This is a genomic window from Nonomuraea sp. NPDC049684, assembly GCF_044465345.1.
GTDB lineage: Bacteria > Actinomycetota > Actinomycetes > Streptosporangiales > Streptosporangiaceae > Nonomuraea.
Map to the genome: position 1 here is coordinate 79,553 of NZ_JBITLO010000004.1, position 21,198 is coordinate 100,750.

Sequence of the window (21,198 nt, forward strand, 5' to 3'; positions counted from 1 at the left end):
GAATCACGCCTGCTGAGTTCTCCCACGCCGCTTCCTCCTTCTCGTCCGGGGCCGAGAAGTGGGTGATACTGAGAAACAAACCATGAGTCTGTGTATCATCATGAGAGCACGTTGTGATGGACATCACAAGACCCGCCCCTGAGGCAGAATCGATCCAGGAGGTGATCGTGGAATCCGTGCTGTCCGGCTTCATGGCGCCGTCGGGCTCGGAGTCGTTGCTGGAGCGCGCCTTCGTCGACGCCGTCGAACGCGTCGGCGACCCCGACGAGCTGCGGGCGCGCATCCTCGACGCGGCCTACGAGCAGTTCTGCCGGATGGGCATCAGGCGCTCCACCATGGAGGACGTCGCACGCCTGGCCAAGGTGTCGCGGATCACCGTCTACCGGCGCTTCGACTCCAAGGACACGCTGGTCGAGCACGTGGTGCGCCGGGAGTTCCGCCGCTACTTCGACCAGTTCCTCATCGACATCGAGCAGGCCCGCACGCCGGCCGACCGGGTGGTCCTCGGCTTCGTCAGCTCGTTGCGGGCCATCCGCGGCAACCCGCTCATCGGCGGTCTCATCGCCACCGAGCCCGACCTGCTCGTGCCGTCCATGATGACCGACGGCGGCCAGACCCTCGCCACCGTGCGGCAGTTCGTCGCCGGCCAGCTCCGCCGGGAGCAACGCGCGGGCAACGTGTCCGACGGCCTCGACGCCGAGCTCGTGGCGGAGATGATGGTGCGCATCTCCACCTCCTTCCTGGCGATCCCCAGCGCCGTCATCGACCTCGACGACGACGGGCAACTCGCCGAGGTGGCCAGGCGCTTCCTCGTGCCCATGCTCCAGCCGCCCGCCTGACTCCCCCTGCCGCGCCGGCCCGCCGGCCTCACTTCCCGCCGGGGAAGGCGGCGCGCAGCGCGGCGCCGCGGGTGATGACGGCGACGCCGGCCAGGGCCAGCGCCGACAGGCCCTGGAGCACGGCGTACCAGGCCGGGCAGAGGCCGGGGATCAGGTCCACGCCGATGATCGCGACCGGCACGACGGTGGAAAGGGTGCGCACCCGGTCGAACGCCTTGTACGACCCCTCCGCGGCGCGGACGGTCATCCGGTACATCAGCGGAGCGACCGCGACCAGCACGACCCCCCGGACCCACATGAACGAAGACGCCTCCCCACCGATGAACGCCATCACCGCGACCACGCCGAGGACGATGACACCGACGGCCCCGAAGAGCGTGACGCACTTCCTCACCAGGGCCAACGCCTCCTGGGCACGGGCGTCGCCGAGGGCCGTCGTCGCGGTGGGGGTGTCGCCGGTGTTCGTCATGATCTGTCTCCTCCGTGTCGTTGTGGCAGCGAGCTTAGGAAGCACCCGCGGGGCCCGAACATGGGGTTGGCCGTACGGGTGGGTGGGGCTGGCCCCACTTCTGCGCCCGCCTGCCACGCCGCCCGTTCCGCCGGGACGGAATCCCGTGGAGCGATCCCGTCCCGGCCGTCCCTCTTGACTTATTCTTTTGACCGGCATATCTACTTTCCTGAAGACATATTCCAGCCACACCGCGTTGGCCGATCAGATGAACTCCGAGGCGATTAGGCAATTCGTCTGGGACCATGAATCGCGCGTCGTCACGTTCAGCCTTTCGCCGACCATCTGAACAGTGGAATGGAAATTCGCGATGTCTCACGCACCGGTTCCCTCCGACGTCTCCGCCGCCCCTTCCGGATCGAGGTCGGGGCCGTCCCGGCGGGCCGTCCTGGCGGGTGGCGGCGCCGCGCTCGCCGCCGCGCTGGCCCCGGCCGCACCGGCGCGGGCCCGCGTGGCGCGCGAAGCCGGCCGGACGGCCGTCACCTCCGGCACCGACTTCGCCGTCGCGCCCTCGCCCGACGGCCGCCTGCTCGCCCTCGACCTGCTCGGCGTCCTGTGGGTCTGCTCGGCCTCCGGGGGCGCCGCCCGCAGGCTCACCAGCGACCTGTACGACATCGCCCAGCCCGACTGGTCCCCCGACGGCGGGACCATCGTGTTCCAGTCCTACCGCGACGGCGTCTTCGACCTGTGGACGATCCGGCCCGACGGCTCCGCGATCAGGAAGCTGACCACCGGCCCGTACGACCACCGCGAGCCCCGCTACAGCCCCGACGGCCGCACCATCGCCTACTCCTCCGACGCCGGCGGCAGCTACGGCATCCACCTGCTCGACGTCGCCACCGGAACGAGCCGCGTCCTGACCGACGGCCCCGCCGAGGAGTACGAGCCGGCCTGGTCGCCCGACGGAAGCAAGATCGCCTTCGTCGTCGCCGACACCAGGATCGACGTCGTCGAGGTCGCCACCGGCACGCGCGGCACCGCGGTCACGGTGCCCGCCGGGCAGGTCGTCCACCAGCCGTCCTGGCTGCCGAACGGCGCCGACCTCGCCTACCACCACTTCCACTCGGGCGCCAACGACCTGGCCGGCACCGCGGGCGCGCTCGTCACGGGCGAGGAGGTGTTCCCGTTCCGCGCCCGGTTCGCCCCGGACGGACGCTATTTCTACACCTCCGCGGGCACCGTCAAAGTCCGCCGCCTCGGCTCCCCCTCCGCGGGCACGGTCGGCTTCACCGCCGCGCTGACGACGACCACTCCGAAGTACCGGAAAAAGGTCCGGGTATTCGACGAGCCGGGCTCATTCCCGGTCGTCGGAATCGGCAGCCCGGCCGTTTCACCGGACGGCTCCGCCGTCGCCTTCCGCGCGCTCAACGACATCTATCTCATGCGCTCCGGCGGCACCCCTGAACCGCTTTTCCGGGACCGCTGGTGGAAAGCCGACCCGGATTTCTCCCCCGACGGGCGGCGGCTGGCATTCGTCACCGACCGCACCGGCACGCTCAACGTCTGGGTCCGCGACCTGGACACCGGCGCCGACCGGCAGGTGACCCGGCTGGCCGACTCCGCCGCCCTGTCGGTCCGCTGGTCGCCGGACGGCAACGAGATCGCCTACCTGGACCAGGACGGCGCGCTGTGGGTCGTCGAGGTCTCCACCGGCGACCGCCAGAAGGTCTACGACGCGACCTTCGAGCCGGGCCGCCCGACCTGGTCGCCCGACGGCAGGACGCTGGCGATGGCCGCGGTGGTGCCGTACTCGCGGCGCTACCGGGAGGGGCTGTCCAAGATCCTGCTCGTGGACCGGGCCACCGGCGCCGGCACGTACGTCGATCCCGCGCCCCACCGGTCCCTGCAGACCCGCGGCGACGACGGGCCCGTCTGGTCGCCCGACGGCACGATGCTCGCCTTCGCCATGGAGTCGGTCCTGTGGGTCCTGCCCGTCGACCGGGCCGGCCGGCCCACCGGCGCGGCCCGTCAGGTCACCCGCGAGGTCTCCGACGCCCCCGTCTGGGCGGGCGACTCGGCCACCCTCCTCTACCTGAACGAGGGACGTCTCAAGAGGGCGAGCCTCGACGGGGCACCCGCCCGGCCGGTCCCGGTACGGCTGACCTGGCGCAACGACCCGGGCCCCGACCAGGTCGTCATTCACGCGGGCCGCATGTGGGACGGCGTCTCCGGCCGCGTCGTCCGTGACGTCGACATCGTCGTACGGGGCCAGCGCATCGCCGCGATCGAGCCGCACCGGGACGGACGGCCCGGCGACCTGATCGACGCCCGCGACAGGTTCGTCATGCCCGGCCTGATCGACATCCACCACCACCGCGAGATGCAGGGCTACGCCTACGGGTCGCGGCAGGGTCCGCTGTGGCTGGCCCTGGGCGTCACCACCACCCGCTCGCCGGGCTCGCCGGCGTACCACATGGTCGAGGAACGGGAGTCGGTGCAGTCGGGCGCCCGCCTCGCGCCGCGCTACCTGGGCACCGGCGAGGCCATCGACGGGGCGCGCATCTACTACAACTTCATGCGCCCGACGTACTCGCACGAGCAGCTGCGGCTCGAACTGCGGCGGGCCGCCGCCCTCGACTACGACCTGCTGAAGTGCTACGTGCGGCTGCCGGTGGTCTGGCACCGGGAGGTCATCGACTGGGCCCACCGCCAGGGCAAGCCCGTCAGCTCGCACTACCACTACCCGGCCATCGCCATGGGCGGCGACCAGACCGAGCACGTCGGCGCCACCAACCGGTTCGGCTACTCGCGCACCGTCACGAACGTCGGGTCGGCCTACTCCGACGTCATCTCCATGTTCAACGCCTCGAAGATGGCCAGGACCCCCACCCTGTTCAACTCCTCGACCCTGTACCGGGAGGACATCTCGCTGGTCACCGACGAACGGGTGCGCCGGCTCTACCCGAACTGGCGGATGGCCGCGCTCCGGGCGACCGTCACCGCGGCGCAGAGCGCCGACCCGGCGACGGTCCAGGTGGTCCGGACGAACCTCGCCAACCAGGTCGCCCAGCTCGCCGCGATGATCCGGGGCGGCGGCGTGGTCACCGCCGGCACCGACGCGCCGATCGACCACCTCGGGCTCAGCCTGCACATGAACCTGCGGGCCATGGTCCGGTACGGCCTGACCCCGCGCGAGACGCTCACCGCGGCGACCAGCACGTCCGGGGCCTACCTGGGCCTCCCGCTGGGCCGGATCGCCAAGGGCATGTACGCCGACCTGGCCATCGTCGACGGCGACCCGCTGGCCCGCGTCGAGGACGCGGCCAACGTCACGGCCGTCGTCGTCGGCGGCAGGCACCACACCGTCGAGCAGCTTCTCGCGCCCTACCCGTCCGCCACCAGCACCGATCAGGCGGCCTCCGCGGCCCCTGGCCGGGTCAAGGCACGCGTCCCCGTCCATCCGAGCACGGCGGGCCACTGGTGGAACGACCCCGCCCACCTCGACCAAGCCCGCACCGCCTGCTGCGACGGCCACTGAACGGGCTCCCGTCCCGCTCGCCCCGGCGCGGGTCAGAACATCACGTCGCGCCGGGCGATCACGAGCCACAGCGCGAGCGGCGGCCCGAGCAGTGCCAGGGCGACGTACAGGTTGAAGCGGTCCTCGTTGTCGTCGGAGACCGCCTTCTCGCGGTGCCACGCGTACGCGGTGAGCCCGGTCGAGAAGCTGGTGACCAGGAGCGCGACGGCCATGAACCAGAGGCTGACGGCCAGTTGCACCTTGTCCTCCTGGGACGGGTAGTCCTTGGCCAGGTCGTCGTACCCGAAGATCCAGCCGAGGGCGGCGAGGCCGACGAAGCCGCCGATCCACACGGACGCCGGCGCGACGTAGGCACGCAGGGTGTGGACGGCGTCGCGCACGGCGTCCCCGGCCCCGGCCTCCGGCGCACCGAGCCGCTGCTCGCTCCCGGCGAGCGGCGGCTCGGTGGCGGGGCTGGAGAGCGGGGCGTCGGGCAGCGGGACGGCGGGGGCCTCGACGGTGGTGTCGCGGGGCGGAGGCGCGGACTGGGCGGAACCCACCGGCTCGGGGCGGTCGGCAGGCGCGGAAGAGGGCGCTGAAGACGGCGAACGCGGCGCGCTCCCAGCCGGAGGCGACAGGTTCCCGCCCGCACGCGGCGCATTCCCGGCCGATGGCGGGGCGTTCTCGCCCGGACGCGGCGCTTTCCCGGCCGGAGGCGACGCGTTCCCGCCCGCACGTGGCGCGTTCGCGGCCGGGTGTGCGCGGCGGGGTGTCGTCTGGTGGCGGGAGAGGCGTACCTGCTGCCAGGCGAGGTAGATCTGCGGAACGCCGATCGCGATCGAGACCACGAGACTGACGATGCCCAAGTCCACCGCACCAGCGTCCGCCCTCGCCCCCGGCCCCGCAAGCGGAAAAGGCCCGGCGGGGACGCCGGAATGTCCGTACGGCCGATCCGGCTCGGCCGTTCGGCCGATCAAGATCAACCGCCCGGCCCCCTAGCGTCGGTGCCGACATCATCAGAAAAGGGGGCTTTCTGTGCGTGCGAGAAAGATCGTCACAGCCGTCGCCACGAGCGCGACCCTGCTGACGGGACTGGCGGGGATCGCGGTCACCGGCCCGGCGTCGGCGGCCGTCACGCGTGACGACGGGACCGACGACCTGGCGAGGTTCCACCGGCAGACGCCAGCCTGGCACCGCTGCGCGACCGGTCCCGGCGACGACGCCGGCGCGGCCCTGGACGCGGCGGGCGCCCAGTGCGCGGAGGTGACCGTCCCGCTGGACTACCGCAGGCCGCGGGGACGGACCGTGTCGGTGGCGATCTCACGGATCAGGGCGGCCGATCCCGGCGCGCGCCGGGGCGTCCTGCTGATCAATCCCGGCGGTCCGGGCGGGAGCGGGCTGCAACGGCCGCTGCTCGGCCGGCTCATGCCCGCCGTCGCGGCCCGTTACGACCTGATCGGGATGGATCCGCGCTTCGTCGGCCGCAGCACGCCGATCCGCTGCCGGTGGACGACCGACACCCCCACCCGCTCGGCCGGCCCGACCCGCCGCACGTTCGACGAGAGCGCCAGGCTCATGAAGGAGCTGGCCGCCGGATGCGTCCAGGGCAACCGTGACCTGCTGCCGCACGCCTCCACCCGGAACACCGCCCGCGACATGGACGTCATCCGAGCCGCGCTCGGCGAGCCCAGATTGTCCTACCTCGGCTACTCCTACGGCACCTACCTGGGCGCCGTCTACACGCAGCTGTTCGGCGCCCGCGCCGACCGGTTCGTGCTGGACAGCGCGGTGGGCCCGGACGTCTACGGCCCCGACCTGCTGTCCGCGAACGGCCCGGCGATCGACGCCGCGCTCCGGCACTGGGCCTCCTGGGCCGCCGCCCGCGACGCCGAGTACGGCCTGGGCGCCACCGAGGCCGACGTCCTGGCCACCGTGGAGCGGGTGAACCGGGCCGCGTCCCGCCGTCCGCTGCGCGTCGGGGGGTACCGGATCGACGCGCTCCACGTCCCCTACCTGCTGTTCGTCCGCCTCTACGACGACAGCGCCAAGGCGTACGCGGGCCTCGCCGCGGAGGTGCGGACGCTGGCCGGCGCCGCCCGCGGCCACGCGGTCACCGTCCCGGCGTCGCTGAAGGAGACGCTCGACGGCCTGTTCACCGGGTCGGGGCCGGCCGAGGACCGGGCGGGCACGCCGATCCTCTGCGCGGACCGGGCCGCCTCCCGTGACCTGGAGTCCTACTACCGCGGCATCCAGGCCCACCGCGCGGACGAGCCGCTGTTCGGGCCGATGACCCGCAACCTCGGCCCCTGCTCCTTCTGGCCGGCCGCGCCGGTGGAGGCGCCCACCGAGCTCGGCAACGACGTCCCGCTGCTGGTCGTCGGGGCCGACGGCGACCCCGTCACGCCCTTCGCCGGCCAGCGGTCCATGCACCGGACGCTGACCGGCTCACGCATGGTCACCCTGCGCGGCGCCTTCCGCCACGGCGCCTACCTCGCCGCGGGCGACGCCTGCGTGGACGCCGCCGTCAACCGCTACCTGGTGGACGGCGTCCTGCCCACCGCGGACCTCGCCTGCGACAGGACCGGCCGGGGGTGAGCCCGGCCGCGGGTCAGCCGGAGCGGGCGCGCCGGCAGCGGGCCAGCTCGGCGCGCAGGTCGCGGCGGAGCGCCCGGTCCAGGCCCGGCTGGGCGAGCGCGTCGGTGAAGTCGCGGGCCGCCTCCTCCCAGCGGCCGAGCCGGGCCAGCGCGGTGCCCCGGTTGTAGCGCGGCTCGGGCGCCGGCGACAGGGCCACCGCCCGGTCCAGGTCGGCGACGGCGGCGGTCACCTCACCGCGTTCGAATCGGACGGCGGCGCGATTGGTCCACGCCTCGACCAGCGTCTCGTCGCCCTCCAGCGCCTGGGTGAACAGGTCCTCGGCCGGTTCGCCGCGCTCGGAGCGGATCAGGCCGAGCGTGCACAGCAGCGCGGGGTCCTTGGGGGCCAGGTCGAGTCCGGCCAGCGCGTCCCGTTCGGCGGCGTCCAGCGCGCCGCGCTCCAGGTGGGCGTTGACCAGGGCGATCCGGGCGTCCAGGTGGCCGGGGTCGATGGCGAGCGCGCGCTCCAGGTCCTCGCGGGCCCGGTCGGCGCGGCCGCGTTCCAGGTGCAGCACGGCGCGGTTGTAGTAGGCCTCGGGCAGGTGCGGCCCCAGGCTGATGGCGGTGCCGTAGTCCTTGATCGCGGACTGGACGCGACCGGCCGCCCGGTGCAGGGCGGCCCGGTCCACGTAGTACTCGCTGTTGTCCGGATCGTGGGCGATCACGCTGTCCAGGTCGGCCAGGGCCCGCTCCGGGTCGCCGAGCGCCAGGTGCACCTGGGCGCGGTTGTGCCGCAGGCGGGCCAGGTGCTGCGGGTGCTCGCCCGGCGCCAGCACCGCGCCCAGCCTGGCCAGCCCGTCGTCCACCAGGCGCAGCGCCTGGTCGGGCGCGCCCGCCTTGGCGTCCAGCAATGCCAGGCCCTGCTCGTAGAAGACGGTGGAGATCACCTGGTGGCGCCGGTCGTCCAGGCCCTGCGCCAGGTCGAGCGCCCGCTCCAGCCAGTGCCGCGCCTGCGCGGGGTCCTGGCGGGCGGCCGGGAGGTGGCGGGCGTACAACATGGCGGTGGCGTACGCGGCGGACATGTTGATCTTCGGGTCGTCGGTGGCGGCGCGGGCCTCGTCGTAGAGGTCGAGCGCCTCCTCGGCGCGCTCCAGCGCCGCCAGGGCGGTGGCCAGGCCGGTGCTGCAGGCCCACCATTGCCGCAGGTCGCCGTCCGGGGTGACGAGGGCGCGTCCGTGGGCGGCGACGCGGGCCGCGTGGTGGTAGAAGCCGCGGGCCAGGCCGTCGCCGAGGGCCGCGCGGACGGCGTCCGGGGCCGTGGGCAGCGGCGGCGGCTCGTCCGGGCCGTCGGCGCGCAGGTCCAGGCGCAGCGGGGTGGCGGCGGTCCGCGAGACCAGGGTGTCCAGCAGTTCGGCGGTGGTCTCGTCGGCGTTCGCGACGTGGTCGAAGGTGACGGTGACCGGGCGGCGGAGGGCGCCGGCCCAGGCGGCGGCGAACTCGGCGGCGCCGTACGCCAGGCAGGCGGTGCGGCGGGCGGGGTGGAACCTGATCGGCTCCTCCTCGGCGGCCGGCCGCGCCGTGCGGTCGAGCCAGGGGGCGATCGCGTACAGCTCGACCCGATGGCGAGCGGCCAGGCGGGGACGGTCGGCGGCGATCGCGGCGAGGAATTCGGCGACCCCGGCGTAGGGCCCGTGGCCGCGATGGCAGTCGTAGCGGTTCACGGCCGCACCGGGATCCGCAGGGGCGGGCACCCGAGAGCGCCCGCCGTCTCGGCACCTACCAGCACCACTCGATCCAGAGCCGGCGGGCCCCGGACATCAGGCGCTGCGTGCTCCTGCGGCGGATGGTCATCTTCTTCATGGGCGCCTCCCGGGGGTGTGATCCACTTCAGGATGCCCAGAGCATAAACCGGCTTGTCCGAAATAAGTAGAGCATCCGGAATCAAAGATGATCCGGCCTCAGGATCGGCGGAAGGCGCCCCGGCGATCTTGTCGGTGGCGCGATCTATCGTCCCGGCCATGACTTCAGCGACGCAGGCGTACACGTACGCCGCGCCCTCCTCCCTCATCGACGGTCGCCTCGGGCTCGCGACCTCCGGCGGCCGTGCCCTGTCCGGCCCCGCCCTGGCCCCCCGCTTCTTCAGCGGCGTGGTGACCCAGGCCGCCCCCGCCGCGGCGGCCCTGCTCGGCGTCGCCGACGTGGCGCTGGCCCGCTACCACCAGCCGCAGGAGCGGGGCTGGGTGCGCGACCCGGTGGTGACGTGCAACGGCGACCGCCTGCGCTTCGAGTCGTTCTCCGCCTGCGGCGGCGTGTACGCCCGGCTCGACCTGCTGCAGGGCGCGCTCGACGGCGAGGTCTTCGACCGGGGCACCACCAACGTCGACGTGAACGCCCCGCTGCGGGAGGCGCTGGCGCGCATCGGCGCGCGCGACCCGCTGCACCTGGGAGTGGGCCTCGACGAGCTGGTCGTGACCACGACGGACGGCGCGGTGGTGGAGAAGAAGGTGCCGCTGCCCGAGCGCTGGCTGCGCGGGTTCGCCGAGGTTCAGGTCATCGCCTCGGGCATGGACCAGCGCGGCGAGCTGGCCGGCATGGCGGCGGTGCGCTTCCTGCGCGGGCTGCCCAGGAAGGGCACGGTGTGGGTGGCGCAGGCGGGGCGCGACCTGAAGGTCTCCGACCGCCCGGTTCCCGGCTCCGTCCAGCTCGCCGGCCCCAACCGGCTCGCCACCCTGCTGCCGCTGCTCCGCTTCGCCACGGCCCTGCGGGTGTACGGCCCGTCCGACGCCGCCTCCAGCGCCTGGGAGCTGGAGCTGCCGGGCATGCGCTACACGCTCACCCTGTCGCCCGAGCGCTGGCGCGGCTTCTCCGGCGAGGGCGCGGTGCTCGACGACCTGGCCACCGACGAGGCCGAGAACGACGCCGACGTGGTCGGCATGCTGCTCAACTTCGAGCCCGAGGTCGAGATCGGCCTGCTGGCCGACCGCGCCGGCATCCCCGCCGACCGGGTGCGGGCCGCGCTGACGCAGCTCGGCGTCGCCGGCCGGGTCGGCTACGACCTGGCCGAGGCCGCCCACTTCCACCGCGAGCTGCCCTACGACAAGGACAACGTGACCGTGCTCAACCCGCGCCTGGCCAGCGCGCGCAGGCTCGTCGAGGCGGGCGCCGTGCGGCTCGACGGGGAGTCGGCCACCGTCCGCACCGCGGGCGGCACGCGCCAGGTCTCGCTGGCCGACGGCTCCTGCACGTGCGAGTGGTGGTGGGACCACCGCGGCTCGCGCGGCCCGTGCAAGCACGTGCTGGCCGCCCGGATCGTCGCCCGCGCCGCCGTGGAGGTCTCCCGATGACCCTCTGGACGGAGATCCGCGACCTCGTCGTCCGCAAGGAGGCCGGCCGCCTGGCCGACCGGCTGGTCACGCTGACCGAGCGGGAGCGCGCCGAGCTGGCCGGGCAGCTGCCGGGCCTGGTCAAGGAGCTGCGCCGGGTCCGCACCGAGCAGGTGCGCGCCGAGTACCCCGACGACTTCGGGGAGATGGCCTCCTGGGAGGTCGAGAAGCTGTTCACCGGCATGGCCAGGGCGCTGCTGGTGGCCGGGGTCGGGCTCATCACCGGCCCGGCCGCCGCGGTGACGTGGATGACCGGCCGCGACGTCAACCGCCGCTGGGCGCCGGCCGTCAGGGTCGACCAGGTGTGCCGGGTGGCGGCCGCCCGTCCGCCGGAATGGCGCCGGGACGTCGCGGTCCGGCTGGCCCGGCGGGTGCGCCGTCCCGCCGACCGCATCGCGCCGCTGGCCCTGGAGCTGCTGCGCCAGTCCGGCGCGGTGCCGCCCGACCACGACCCGCTGGTGGCCGCCTGGCTGTCCCTGCCGACCGTGCCCGACGACCCGCTGGCCCCCGTGCTGCTGCCCCGGATCTTCGACGCCGACGGCGCCGGCCGCGTCCTGCGGGAGGAGACGCTGCGGCCCCGGCCCTCCCGCTGGCTGGCCGCCGTCGCCCGCAAGATCCCCAGGGAGCAGGCACTCGACGGTTGCGTGAGCCGGTTCCTGCGCGGCGGCGAGCAGCAGGACCTGCGGTTCTTCGTCCGGCTGCACACGCTGCTCGATCCCACGCCCGCGGAGTCGGCCGCCCGCCTGCGCGACTACCTGCGGTTGCTGCCGTCCGCGCCGGGCACGGTCGCCGAGTCGGCCGCCGCGCAGGTGCGGGCGGCGATGCCGCTCGACCACGCCGACCTGGTCGAGGCGGTCGACGCGCTCACCTTCCGGGCCGAGGCCAAGCTCGCCGTCACCGGGCTGCGCTGGCTCGACCAGGCGATCAGGGCCACGCCGGAGACCGCCCCCGACTTCGTCGCCGCGCTGACCACGGCGTACGCGCACACGTCCTTCGACGTGCGCAACCGCGCGGTCGAGCTGACGCTCAAACACGCCGGCCTGCTCACCGGCCACGCCGAGGCGATCCTCGACGCCGTCCGCGATCTGCCCGCGGACCTGGGCGCGAAGCTGGCCGGGCGGTTCGGCGGGGAGACCCCGGTCGAGGAGCTGCTGGAGGCCAAGGAGTTCCCGCCGCTGCCCGAGCCCGCGCGGCCACTGCCCTTCCCCGAGCCGTCGATCTTCCCCGGCGGGCACGAGCCCTGGATCGACGAGGAGCGCTGGCTGGCGGCCTTCGTCACCGGCGTCGCCGATGACCGGGCGGAACTGCGCCGCAAGCTCGCGCCGCGCGTCGAGCAGGCCCACATCGAGCAGGCCCACGTCGAGCAGGCCCACGTCGAGCACGCCCACGTCGAGCAGGCCCGCGGCCACTGGCGGCTCAAGGACGTGTTCCTCGATCCCGGCGAATAGCGGTCGGCGCTGGCCGCCGAGCTCGTCACGCCCGGCAGCGTGCCGGAGGTCCCGCCGATCCAGCCGGAGAGGTTCTGGGAGCGCGCCGGCCACTCCGTGCGATTGCGCGCCGTCCCCCGCGGGCGGGAGCCCGGCCAGGAGCCGCCGACCGGGCGGATCATGATGGGCGGCGGCCACCGGCCGGGCCGCTACCTCGACGACGACGCCCCGATGCGCGCCTTCTCCATCACCTGGACCAGCGACGAAGGCCCCGCCGGTGCGGTGGCCCGCGAGGGCGGCCAGGAGATCCCCCTCTCCGAAGGCCGCATCCGGCTGAACGATCCCGATGATCCCCGCCCGGTCCGGAAGCGGCCCGGCGTCCGGTACGACGACTCCGTGGAGGTCATGCCGTACCACCTGCTCGACCGCGCCTACGACGAGATGGCCGCGCTCGGCGTGGACCCCACCCGGATCGCGGCGATGCGGCTGGGGCGACCGGTGCCCCCGCCGGGCCCGGACGAGCCGCTCGCCCAGGTGACCATCGTGTTCGTCCCGCCGCGGCTGCGCTCGTACCTGCCCCACGCGCTGTCCGAGCAGGACGAGTGGCGGCGGCGCAACCGGCTGCCCCGCCTCGGCCGGGTCGGCCCGCTCCACGACTTCCTGCTGCACCGCCACGCTGAGCTCGCCGCGGCCCTCCGCGAGGACGCCCTGCCGCCGGTGCTGCTGGCCATGCCGACCTGGACGAGCGGCCACCTCGACCCCGACGTGCTGGTCGGCCGGCTGGAGACGTGCGCCGCCGCCGGGGTGGAACCGCTCCCCGCCGACCTGGCGCAGGCGCTGCTGCGGCTGCCGCGGGGCCGCCATCCGGCGGCGGCCGAGCGGGCCGCCAAGGTCGAGTCGGAGGCGGCGCGGTCGGCCGCCCGATGGCTCGCCGGTGACGGCATGGCCGACCCCGAGTGCGGCCACGGGTGGCGTCACATGGTCGACGCGTCCATGGTCGAGTTCGGCGACGCGGAGCCGGAGCCCTTCGCCGAGGTCAGGCTGCGGCCCGTGCTGCGGGTGACGGCCCCGACCGGCAATCGGCTGATCGACGAGGTGGCGCTGCGCGAGCCGTCCGAGTGGGCGGGCAGCGAGTCCCGCCACACCATGGGGGCGTGGCCCGCGGTCCTGCCCTCCCACCGCGAGGTCGTGGCCGTCAGCTTCCTGCCCTACCTGCTACAGGGCCACTGGGGCGACTGGCGCGCCCCGGCGGAGATCACCGGCCTGGAGCTCGCCCAGGGGCCGATGGGCGAGTCCGGGGCGCTGATCCTCGCCTTCCTCCTGGCCTCCGGCGTGCCCGAGATGATCCCGCTGGCCCTGCGCATGGCCGCCAGGGGCGAGCTGCCCGCCGAGGCGATCGGCCGTCAGCTCGCGCTGGCGCTGCGCCGCACCTGGCTGGAGACCACCCGCGCCATCGCGGCCCTGACCGGGCTGGCCGAGGCCGGCGGCCACCACGAGGTGTGGCGGGTCATGCGGGCCCTGCTGCCGGTGATGTTGCCCGGGGAGGGGCGGCGCGTCACCGTGAGCCACACCCGGCTCGTCGCCTTCGCCACCGACGTGGCCCTCTGGACCGGCGCGCGCGGGGACATCCCGGTCGTCGCCGAGCGCGCGGGCAGCCGCCGGACGACCCGCTTCGCCCACGCCTGCCGGCGCCTCCACGCCCAGCTCACCGGAGCCACGTCATGACCGCCGGCGACGTCCGCGCCGAGATCAGGCATCTCGTGCTCGCCTGTGACACCGAGCGGCTGGCCTCGCGGTTGCCGGGCCTCACCGGCGCCGAGCGGGCCGCCGTCGCCGCCGAGCTGCCGGGCCTGCTCGACGAGCTGCGCCCGCGGCTGCTCGCCGCCCGCTGGAACGCCTTCGACCAGCTCACCAGCCCCTGCGAGGCGCTGATGATGGTGGGCGCGGCGACCGTTCCGGGCCCGGCCGGCGCGGCGACCTGGCTGATGAAGCGCGATCTCGATCCGGGGACGTCCGCCGCGCCGAGCCCGTACCGGCTGGTCAGAGCGGTCTCCGGCCGCCCGGCGGCCTGGCGGGCCGATCTGGCGGTCCGGCTCGCGCGCCGCGTCCGCCGTCCCGACGACCGGGCCGCGCCGCTAGCCCTGGCGCTGCTGCGCGACGGCCCGGTCACCCCGCCCGACCACGAACCGCTGGTGGCGGCCTGGTTGTCGGCGGCGGTCGTGGCCGACGACCCGCTGACGCCCCACCTGCTTCCGCGGATCTTCGAGGCGGCCGGCGCGGGCCGGGCGCTGGCCGACGAGAAGCTCGCCCCCGAGCCGTCCCACTGGCTGGCCCTGGCCGGTCGCGCGCTGCCGCGCGAGCAGGTCGTCGCGGGCTGCGTGCGCCGGTTCCTGCTCGGCGGCGACACGCGTGACCTGCGCTTCTTCGTCCGGCTGCACACGCTTGTGGCGCCCGCGCCGGCGGAGTCGGCCGGACGGCTGCGCGACTACCTGCGGCTGCTGGCCACCGCGCCGGGCCCGGTGGCCGAGCTGGCCTGGCGGCAGGTGCGCGGGGCCCGGCTCGACCCCGCGGACGTCGCCGAGGCCGTCGAGTCGATGACCTTCCGCCCGGAGGCCGGGCTCGCGGTGAAGGGCCTGACCTGGCTCGACCGCGAGCTCGGCCCCCACCCGGAACGGGTGAACGACCACGTCACGGCGCTGACCAACGCGTACGGGCACGCCTCCCACGAGGTGCGCGACCGCGCGGTGGCCCTCACGCTCAAGCACGCCGGTCACGTCACCGACCCCACGGCGATCCTGGAGGGGGCCGAGCTGCTGCCCCCGGCCTCGGCCCGGCGGCTGCACGAGCGCTTCGGCGCGGGCCGGACCGGCGACTTCACCCCTGGCCTGCTGCCCGAGGTCACCGTGCCCGGCCCGTTCCCTGTCCGCGGCCCGGAGAGCGGCCCGCCGGCGGAGACGGGCTGGATCGCCGTCGAGGCGTGGCTGGCGGCGGTGGTGCGGGAGGCCCACGCGAACCCCGTGTCCCTGCGGGAGACGCTGGCCCGGCGGTTCGGCGAGGAACTGCGGCCGGTGCTGTACGACATGCCGGTGTGGGAGTCGCCGCGCGACTGGTGCACCGCGCTGGCCAGGGAGCTCGTCAACCCGGGCGAGGATCCGGGGCCGCCCGGCTCGCGTCCGCCGCGGGAGTGGCCGCCGTACCGGAGCGCGCCCGGCGACGTCGGGCAGGCCCTGTACGACGGCATGGTCAACCTCGCGGCCACGGCCTTCCGCCTGGTCCCCGGCCTGCGCACGATGCTCCCGCTGCACGGGCTGCCCGACGACGTGCAGGAGGAGCTGCTGCGGACGGACGACGCCGAGCCCGATCTCTACGACCCCGCCGCCCGACCGGCGCCCGCCGACTGGGACCGCGTTCCCCGGCCGGAGCTGAGCGCCGGTCCCACCATCTTCCTGCTGTCCCGCCTGGACGAGCTGCTGCGCGCCGCGAAGGCCGGAACCCTGCCCCCGGTCCTGCTGGCCACGCCCACCCGCGCCGACGGCCGCCTCGACCCCGAGACCCTGCTCACCCGCCTGGCCGGGTGCGCGCGCTCCGGCCGCGAGCCGCTGCCGTTCGACCTGGCACAGGCCCTGCTGCGCCTGCCCCCGGATCCGGCCCCCGACCTGGCCGAACGGGCGCGGGGCATCGGTTCGGAGGCCGCCGCCGCGGTGGCCCGCCGGCTCGGGCGCGGCGCGCCCCCGCCCCCTCGGGTCGAGGTGACCTGGGCTCCCGAGCCCGGCTCGGCGTCCCACGAGCAGGTCCTCGACCGGCACGGGATCGCCACGGTGAGCTGGCCGCCCGCCGCGCCCACCGGCCTCGCCCCCGCCGACGCCCTGCTGGGCGAGCCCTCCGTGAGGCGTCCCTTCCGGCGCGGGCCACGTGACTTCTGGCCCGGCATGACGCCCTGGCACCGGGAGCTCGCGGCGGCCCATCTGGCGCTCGGCCTGCTCGACCACTCGATCCCGCCCGGCATCGACGACCTGCGCGGCCTGGCGCTGGCCGACGGCGAGTCCGGCCCGGCCACGGCCCTGGTCCTGGCCTTCCTGCTCACCGCGGAGGGCGACGACGCGGTGCCCCCGCTGCTCGAACTGGCGGCCAAGGGCGCGCTCCCGGCCGCCGGGACGGGCCGTCTGCTGGGCCTGCTGAGCCGTCGCAGGGGCGTCGCGGCCGGCCTCGCCCTGCCGTCGCTGGAACTGGCCGCCCGGCAGGGCGCGCACGCCGAGGTGTGGACGATCCTGCGCCACTTCCTGGCCGTCTTCCTCCCGAGCGGGGGCGAGCGGGCCCGGCGGGCGCACACCGACGCCGTCGTGCTGGCCACGGACGTCGCCATGTGGGCCGGCGCGCGCGGCGGGATCCCGGAGGTGGCCGCCCACGCGGGCAGACGCGGCTCGACCTCGCTCACCCGGGCCTGCCGGGGCCTGCACCAGGCGCTGACCCGCGCCCCCTGAACCGGCCCGGCGCCGACCCCGCCGGCCAGGCCGATCCGGCGCTGTGATCAGCCCTGGACAGGCCGAAGCGGCGCTGGGATCAGCGCCGGACAGGCCGAAGCGGCGCCGGGGTCGGCCCGGCGCCGCTTCGGTGGTCTCGCCGGCTCAGCCGGCCACCAGCTCGTAGCCCGCCTCTTCGACGACGTCCCTGATCTTCGCGTCGTCGAGGGCGTCGGCGGAGGTGACGGTCACCTGCCCCGTGGCCAGCTCGACGTCGACCGAGGAGACCCCGGCGACCTTGCCGATCTCGGTCTTGACGGTGCCCGCGCAGCCACCGCAGGTCATCCCGGACACCGTGTAGGTCTTCGTGCTCATCGCCTCGCTCCTCTCGTTCATACCCCTGCCGGGTATATCGGAAGAGAACGTACGCCCGATCCTCCGGAAAGGCAACTCATACGGCGGAGGGGTATGTGAGACGCGCGTCACATTGCCTCACCCATACCCCTACCCGGTATCGTCGCCTCGCATGAGAACCCTTGACAAGATCGTCGTGGTCGGCGCCTCGCTGGCGGGGCTGCGGGCCGTCCAGACCCTGCGCCGGGAGGGCTTCGACGGCGAACTCACGCTGGTCGGCGCCGAGGCGCACGTGCCGTACAACCGGCCGCCGCTGTCCAAGAGCGTCCTGCGCGGCGACGAGGACGTCACGCTCCCCGGCGCCGAAGAGCTCGGCGACGACTGGCTGCGCGGCAGGCAGGCGGTGCGCCTGGACGCCGGGAGCCGCACGGTCGTCCTCGACGACGGCGCCGAGCTCGGCTACGACGGCCTGGTCGTGGCGAGCGGCGCCCGTCCCCGGCGGCTCGACGGCGTGCACGCCCTGCGCACCCTGGAGGACGCCCTGGCCCTGCGCGCCGAGCTGGCCGCCGGCCACGAGCACGTGCTGGTCATCGGCGGCGGGTTCATCGGCGGCGAGGTGGCGACCACGGCCAGGCAGCTCGGCCGCAAGGTCACCCTGGTCGACTCCGGCCCGCATCCCATGCACGCGGGGCTCGGCGCGCAGGCGGCGCGCTGGCTGGCCGGGCACCACGAGCGCAACGGCGTCGAGCTCGTCACCGGTGTCCGGGTCACCGGCGTGACCGGCGGCCAGGTGCGGCTCGACGACGGCCGCGTGCTGTCCGCCGACCTGGTCGTGGGCGGCATGGGCGTGACCCCCAACACCGAATGGCTGGCGGGCAGCGGCCTGACCGTGGACGACGGCGTGCTGTGCGAGCCGACGCTGTACGCCACCGGCTCGGTGAACGTCGTCGCGGCGGGCGACGTGGCCCGCTGGCCGCATCGCCTGTACGGCGACGCCCTGATCCGCGTCGAGCACTGGTCCAACGCCAACGAGCAGGGCGCGGTGGCCGCCCGCAACCTGCTGGCCGGGCCCGACGAGGCGCAGCCGTTCGCGGACGTGCCCAACTTCGCCACCCACGTGCACGGCGCCCGCATCCAGACGGCCGGGCTGCCCCACCTGGCCGACGAGGCGCGCGTCGTCGCCGGCGACCCGGAGGAGGACCGCTTCGCCGTGGCCTTCGCCCGCGACGGCGTGCTGGTCGGGGCGGTCGCCGTCAACGCCCCGAAGGACCTGATCAGGCTCAAGCGGTCCATCGCCGCGGGCGAGGCGCTCTGACTACGACCGCGGGTAGCATGACCGGCATGATGCGTGGCCTTGGCGAGCTCGAATCCACGATCATGGACTGGATGTGGGCCAGGCGGCGTCCCGCCTCGGTCCGCGACGTCTTCGAAGACCTCAAGCAGCGGCGGACCATCGCCTACACCACGGTGATGACCGTGATGGACAAGCTGCACACCAAGGGCATGCTCCGGCGCGAGGCCGTCGGCCGCGCCTACGTCTACGAACCGGTCGCCTCCAAGGAGGCGTACACCGCCGACCTGATGCGCCGCGCGCTCGCGGGCAGCGGCAACCAGGCCGCCACCCTCGTGCACTTCCTCGAACGGCTCACCCCCGAGGAGGCCGTGGCGCTGGAGGCGGCCCTTCAGGTCTACCCGCACCGGGGCCGTCCCGCATGATCGCCGCCGTCGTCCTGGCCTGTTACACGGTGGTGGCGGCCGTCTGGCTGCCCGCGCTGGGGCAGCGGGCCGCAAGGTGGTCCGACCGGGCGCCGCGGCTGGCGATCGCGCTGTGGCAGGCGGGCGCGGCGTCCGTGGTCGCCTCGGCGGTGCTCGCCGCGCTGGCCTTCGCCGTGCCGGCCGAGCTCGTGGGCCACGGGCTGGCGGGGTTGTTCGAGGCGTGCGCCGACATGCTGGGCGACGGCTCCGGCGTGTCCCGGGCAGGGTTCGCGGCCATGCTGGCGGCCGGCGCGGTGCCGGCCAGAGTGCTCTGGTGCGGCGGGACGGTGCTGGTGAGGGCCGCCCTGGAACGCCGCCGGCACGCCGCCATGCTGCGGCTGCTCGGGCGGCGCGACGCAGAGCTGGGCGTGGTGGTGATCGACTACGACGAGCGGCTGGCGTACTGCGTGCCGGGCCGGCGCGCGCAGACGGTCATCACCACGAGCGCGCTGCGCGCCCTGACGCCGGAGCAGATCGCCGCCGTGCTGGAGCACGAGCGGGCGCACCTGCGCGGCCGTCATCATCTGGTGCTGGCCGGGGCCGAGGCCCTGGTCCGGGCGTTTCCCAGGGTGCCGTTGTTCGAGCGGGCCAGGACCGAGATCGCCCGGCTGGTCGAGCTGCTCGCCGACGACGTCGCGGCCCGCCGCCACCCGCGCGCCCAGATCGCCGCGGCGCTGGTGGGCCTGGCCACCGGGCGCGCGCCCGCGTTCACGCTCGGGGCGGGCGGGGAGACGGCGCTCAGCCGCGTACGCCGGCTGCTCGGCCCCGAGCAGCCGCTCGGCCGCCGCGAACGGCTGACCGGGCTGCTGGCGGTCAGCGCGCTGCTCGGCGGGCCCGCGGCGGTGGCGCTCGCGCCGGGCGTCGGCTCGTTCCTGGCCCACCACTGCCACTCGCTGCTGCCGCTCTGACCTACTACTGCCGTTAGTAGCCAGGGGCCGGACAGGGTCAGGCGACGCCCCAGCGCGCCCAGTGCCGCACGCCCCGCGACCGGCTGCACGGGCCAGCGGTCCCATCACCCGGGTGATCGGGTTGAGCCGGTCGTCCTTGAGGACCACAGAGGAGAAGCGCACCGTGGGCCAGGTCAGGAGCAGCGCCGCGGCCGGCGCCAGGCCGACCGCCGTCACGGCCGTGGCGGTGGCCGCCCGCTCCATGTAGAGCTTCGTCGCCGCGACGGCCCCGGCCCGGCCGACAGCGGCGTACACGAAGGCCACGGCTCGGCTTCCGTGGTCAGTCCGGTTGCGGGCGCAGTTGGTCTTGAGCAGGTCGAGCCCGATGAGCACGAGCAGCACGCCGCCGGCCACCTGCAACCCCCTGCAAGGAGACGCCGAGCGCGTCGAACAGCCCGTCGCCGAACACGGCTGCTCCGTGGAGCCGCTGGGCATGGTCCGGCGCAGCCACACCGCGCCGCCGCGTTCCCGCCTGTTCATGGCCACCCGAACGGGGGTGGCAGCCGCGCTGTTCCCGAGCCGGACGGACGGCGTCGGGCCGCGCTATCTACTATACAGAATAGTATTCTGACCTCTCGGCCAGACCGGCCCCCGACCTCCCTCTTCGCCCTCATGCCGCGGACAGAGGGCTCACCTCCCTCTTTACCGGCATACCCCATACCCCTAAAATCGGTCACCCCACCTAAGGAGTATCACCATGGACCATAGTGGACATCACCCTCCCTCCTCCCCCTCGGAGCACCATCCCGCCGCTCCGCCCGCCGCCACGTGGGCCATGGCCGCCCAGGCGACCCTGCACTGCCTGACCGGGTGCGCGATCGGCGAAGTGCTCGGCATGGTGATCGGCACCGCGCTCGGCCTGTCCAACCTCGCCACCGTGATCCTCTCGGTGGCGCTGGCCTTCGTGTTCGGCTACGCGCTGACCATGCGCGGCGTCCTGCGCGCCGGGGTGGACTTCAAGTCGGCGCTGAAGGTGGCGCTGGCCGCCGACACCATCTCGATCGCGGTGATGGAGGTGCTGGACAACACCGTGATGGTGACCGTGCCGGGCGCCATGGACGCCGGGCTGGGCAACTGGCTGTTCTGGGTGGCGCTGGCCGGGTCGCTGCTGGTGGCGTTCCTGCTGACGACGCCGGTGAACAAGTGGCTGATCTCCCGCGGCAAGGGTCACGCCGTGATCCACCAGTACCACCAGGGCCACGGCGGCCATGGCGGCCATGGTGACCACGGCGGCCACCAGGGCCATGAAGACCACCAGGGCCACGCGGGCCATCACGGCCACTGACAGGACACCTCCTCAGGTACACCATGAGCCGCCCCGCCCGCCGTCCGTGATCGCCCGCGCATTCCCGGACGAGAGGCGGGCCCGCTCGCGGACACCCGCCACGAGCGGCCCTCCGACCACCGCACAGGCCGGCCCCTCGACGTCGAGCCCGGAGAGCATGACGGTCCGACACGACACCCGGCTCGCCGCCACGAGCGCGCATTTCCCTGG

At 74.6% G+C, this 21,198-nt stretch carries 16 protein-coding genes; 12 read left to right on the top strand and 4 right to left on the bottom strand.

The window, feature by feature from the left end; translation table 11 throughout:
* The first annotated feature begins 167 nt into the window (after positions 1-167).
* On the top strand, positions 168-839 hold the full coding sequence (locus tag ACIBST_RS14345) for a TetR/AcrR family transcriptional regulator (protein ID WP_397171798.1): 672 nt from the start codon (positions 168-170) through the stop codon (positions 837-839).
* 28 nt (positions 840-867) lie between these two features.
* Here ACIBST_RS14345 and ACIBST_RS14350 read toward each other — a convergent pair whose 3' ends face one another.
* Positions 868-1,308 (bottom strand): hypothetical protein, encoded by a 441-nt coding sequence (locus tag ACIBST_RS14350; RefSeq protein ID WP_397171800.1) that lies wholly within the window; start codon positions 1,306-1,308, stop codon positions 868-870.
* Positions 1,309-1,657: 349 nt separating this feature from the next.
* On the opposite strand from ACIBST_RS14350, the gene ACIBST_RS14355 reads away from it, so the two are divergent.
* Positions 1,658-4,825 (top strand): amidohydrolase family protein, encoded by a 3,168-nt coding sequence (locus ACIBST_RS14355; RefSeq protein WP_397171801.1) that lies wholly within the window; start codon positions 1,658-1,660, stop codon positions 4,823-4,825.
* Positions 4,826-4,857: 32 nt separating this feature from the next.
* Here the strand turns inward: ACIBST_RS14355 and ACIBST_RS14360 are convergent, their stop codons facing one another.
* A complete protein-coding gene (locus ACIBST_RS14360) occupies positions 4,858-5,364 on the bottom strand; it encodes a hypothetical protein (RefSeq protein ID WP_397171803.1) in 507 nt (168 codons plus the stop codon).
* A 475-nt stretch (positions 5,365-5,839) separates the two neighbouring features.
* Here ACIBST_RS14360 and ACIBST_RS14365 point away from each other — a divergent pair, with 475 nt between their 5' ends.
* Complete coding sequence (locus tag ACIBST_RS14365; RefSeq protein ID WP_397171804.1) at positions 5,840-7,399, top strand: alpha/beta hydrolase; 1,560 nt, start codon at positions 5,840-5,842, stop codon at positions 7,397-7,399.
* A gap of 13 nt (positions 7,400-7,412) precedes the next feature.
* Here the strand turns inward: ACIBST_RS14365 and ACIBST_RS14370 are convergent, their stop codons facing one another.
* Complete coding sequence (locus ACIBST_RS14370; RefSeq protein ID WP_397171806.1) at positions 7,413-9,098, bottom strand: tetratricopeptide repeat protein; 1,686 nt, start codon at positions 9,096-9,098, stop codon at positions 7,413-7,415.
* A gap of 297 nt (positions 9,099-9,395) precedes the next feature.
* Between ACIBST_RS14370 and ACIBST_RS14375 the strand changes: the two genes are divergently transcribed.
* From ACIBST_RS14375 to ACIBST_RS14390, 4 genes are read left to right on the top strand one after another with little or no spacing between them, the layout of a single operon-like run.
* Complete coding sequence (locus ACIBST_RS14375) at positions 9,396-10,721, top strand: SWIM zinc finger family protein (RefSeq protein WP_397171807.1); 1,326 nt, start codon at positions 9,396-9,398, stop codon at positions 10,719-10,721.
* Positions 10,718-12,208, top strand: a complete 1,491-nt coding sequence (locus tag ACIBST_RS14380) for a hypothetical protein (protein WP_397171809.1) — start codon at positions 10,718-10,720, stop codon at positions 12,206-12,208. The genes ACIBST_RS14375 and ACIBST_RS14380 overlap by 4 nt, the downstream gene beginning before the upstream one ends.
* Positions 12,209-12,247: 39 nt before the next feature.
* Entirely contained in the window at positions 12,248-13,912 is a 1,665-nt protein-coding gene (locus ACIBST_RS14385; protein WP_397171811.1) for a hypothetical protein, read from the top strand.
* Entirely contained in the window at positions 13,909-16,668 is a 2,760-nt protein-coding gene (locus ACIBST_RS14390; RefSeq protein ID WP_397171813.1) for a hypothetical protein, read from the top strand. Before ACIBST_RS14385 ends, ACIBST_RS14390 begins: the two co-directional genes overlap by 4 nt.
* Before the next feature lie 144 nt (positions 16,669-16,812).
* On the opposite strand, the gene ACIBST_RS14395 is transcribed toward ACIBST_RS14390, so the two are convergent.
* Positions 16,813-17,022, bottom strand: coding sequence for a heavy-metal-associated domain-containing protein (locus tag ACIBST_RS14395; protein WP_397171814.1), 210 nt, complete (start codon positions 17,020-17,022; stop codon positions 16,813-16,815).
* A 151-nt stretch (positions 17,023-17,173) separates the two neighbouring features.
* On the opposite strand from ACIBST_RS14395, the gene ACIBST_RS14400 reads away from it, so the two are divergent.
* The 5 genes from ACIBST_RS14400 (at position 17,174) to ACIBST_RS14420 (ending at position 20,988) form a co-directional block, all read left to right on the top strand.
* Positions 17,174-18,316 (top strand): NAD(P)/FAD-dependent oxidoreductase, encoded by a 1,143-nt coding sequence (locus ACIBST_RS14400; protein ID WP_397171816.1) that lies wholly within the window; start codon positions 17,174-17,176, stop codon positions 18,314-18,316.
* Positions 18,317-18,342: 26 nt separating this feature from the next.
* On the top strand, positions 18,343-18,717 hold the full coding sequence (locus tag ACIBST_RS14405) for a BlaI/MecI/CopY family transcriptional regulator (RefSeq protein WP_397171818.1): 375 nt from the start codon (positions 18,343-18,345) through the stop codon (positions 18,715-18,717).
* The gene (locus ACIBST_RS14410; RefSeq protein ID WP_397171819.1) at positions 18,714-19,664 is read left to right on the top strand and encodes a M56 family metallopeptidase; all 951 of its coding nucleotides are present in this window, start codon (positions 18,714-18,716) and stop codon (positions 19,662-19,664) included. Before ACIBST_RS14405 ends, ACIBST_RS14410 begins: the two co-directional genes overlap by 4 nt.
* A gap of 364 nt (positions 19,665-20,028) precedes the next feature.
* On the top strand, positions 20,029-20,274 hold the full coding sequence (locus tag ACIBST_RS14415) for a hypothetical protein (RefSeq protein WP_397171821.1): 246 nt from the start codon (positions 20,029-20,031) through the stop codon (positions 20,272-20,274).
* A 126-nt stretch (positions 20,275-20,400) separates the two neighbouring features.
* Positions 20,401-20,988: a DUF4396 domain-containing protein gene (locus tag ACIBST_RS14420; protein ID WP_397171823.1), complete on the top strand. Its 588-nt coding sequence runs from the start codon at positions 20,401-20,403 to the stop codon at positions 20,986-20,988.
* The last annotated feature ends 210 nt before the right edge of the window (positions 20,989-21,198 follow it).

Coding starts and splice junctions, on each gene's coding strand:
- ACIBST_RS14350 (WP_397171800.1), bottom strand. CDS start 1,308: ATGACGAACACCGGCGACACCCCCACCGCGACGACGGCCCTCGGCGAC.
- ACIBST_RS14355 (WP_397171801.1), top strand. CDS start 1,658: ATGTCTCACGCACCGGTTCCCTCCGACGTCTCCGCCGCCCCTTCCGGA.
- ACIBST_RS14375 (WP_397171807.1), top strand. CDS start 9,396: ATGACTTCAGCGACGCAGGCGTACACGTACGCCGCGCCCTCCTCCCTC.
- ACIBST_RS14380 (WP_397171809.1), top strand. CDS start 10,718: ATGACCCTCTGGACGGAGATCCGCGACCTCGTCGTCCGCAAGGAGGCC.
- ACIBST_RS14390 (WP_397171813.1), top strand. CDS start 13,909: ATGACCGCCGGCGACGTCCGCGCCGAGATCAGGCATCTCGTGCTCGCC.
- ACIBST_RS14395 (WP_397171814.1), bottom strand. CDS start 17,022: ATGAGCACGAAGACCTACACGGTGTCCGGGATGACCTGCGGTGGCTGC.
- ACIBST_RS14400 (WP_397171816.1), top strand. CDS start 17,174: ATGAGAACCCTTGACAAGATCGTCGTGGTCGGCGCCTCGCTGGCGGGG.
- ACIBST_RS14405 (WP_397171818.1), top strand. CDS start 18,343: ATGATGCGTGGCCTTGGCGAGCTCGAATCCACGATCATGGACTGGATG.
- ACIBST_RS14410 (WP_397171819.1), top strand. CDS start 18,714: ATGATCGCCGCCGTCGTCCTGGCCTGTTACACGGTGGTGGCGGCCGTC.
- ACIBST_RS14415 (WP_397171821.1), top strand. CDS start 20,029: ATGAGCACGAGCAGCACGCCGCCGGCCACCTGCAACCCCCTGCAAGGA.
- ACIBST_RS14420 (WP_397171823.1), top strand. CDS start 20,401: ATGGACCATAGTGGACATCACCCTCCCTCCTCCCCCTCGGAGCACCAT.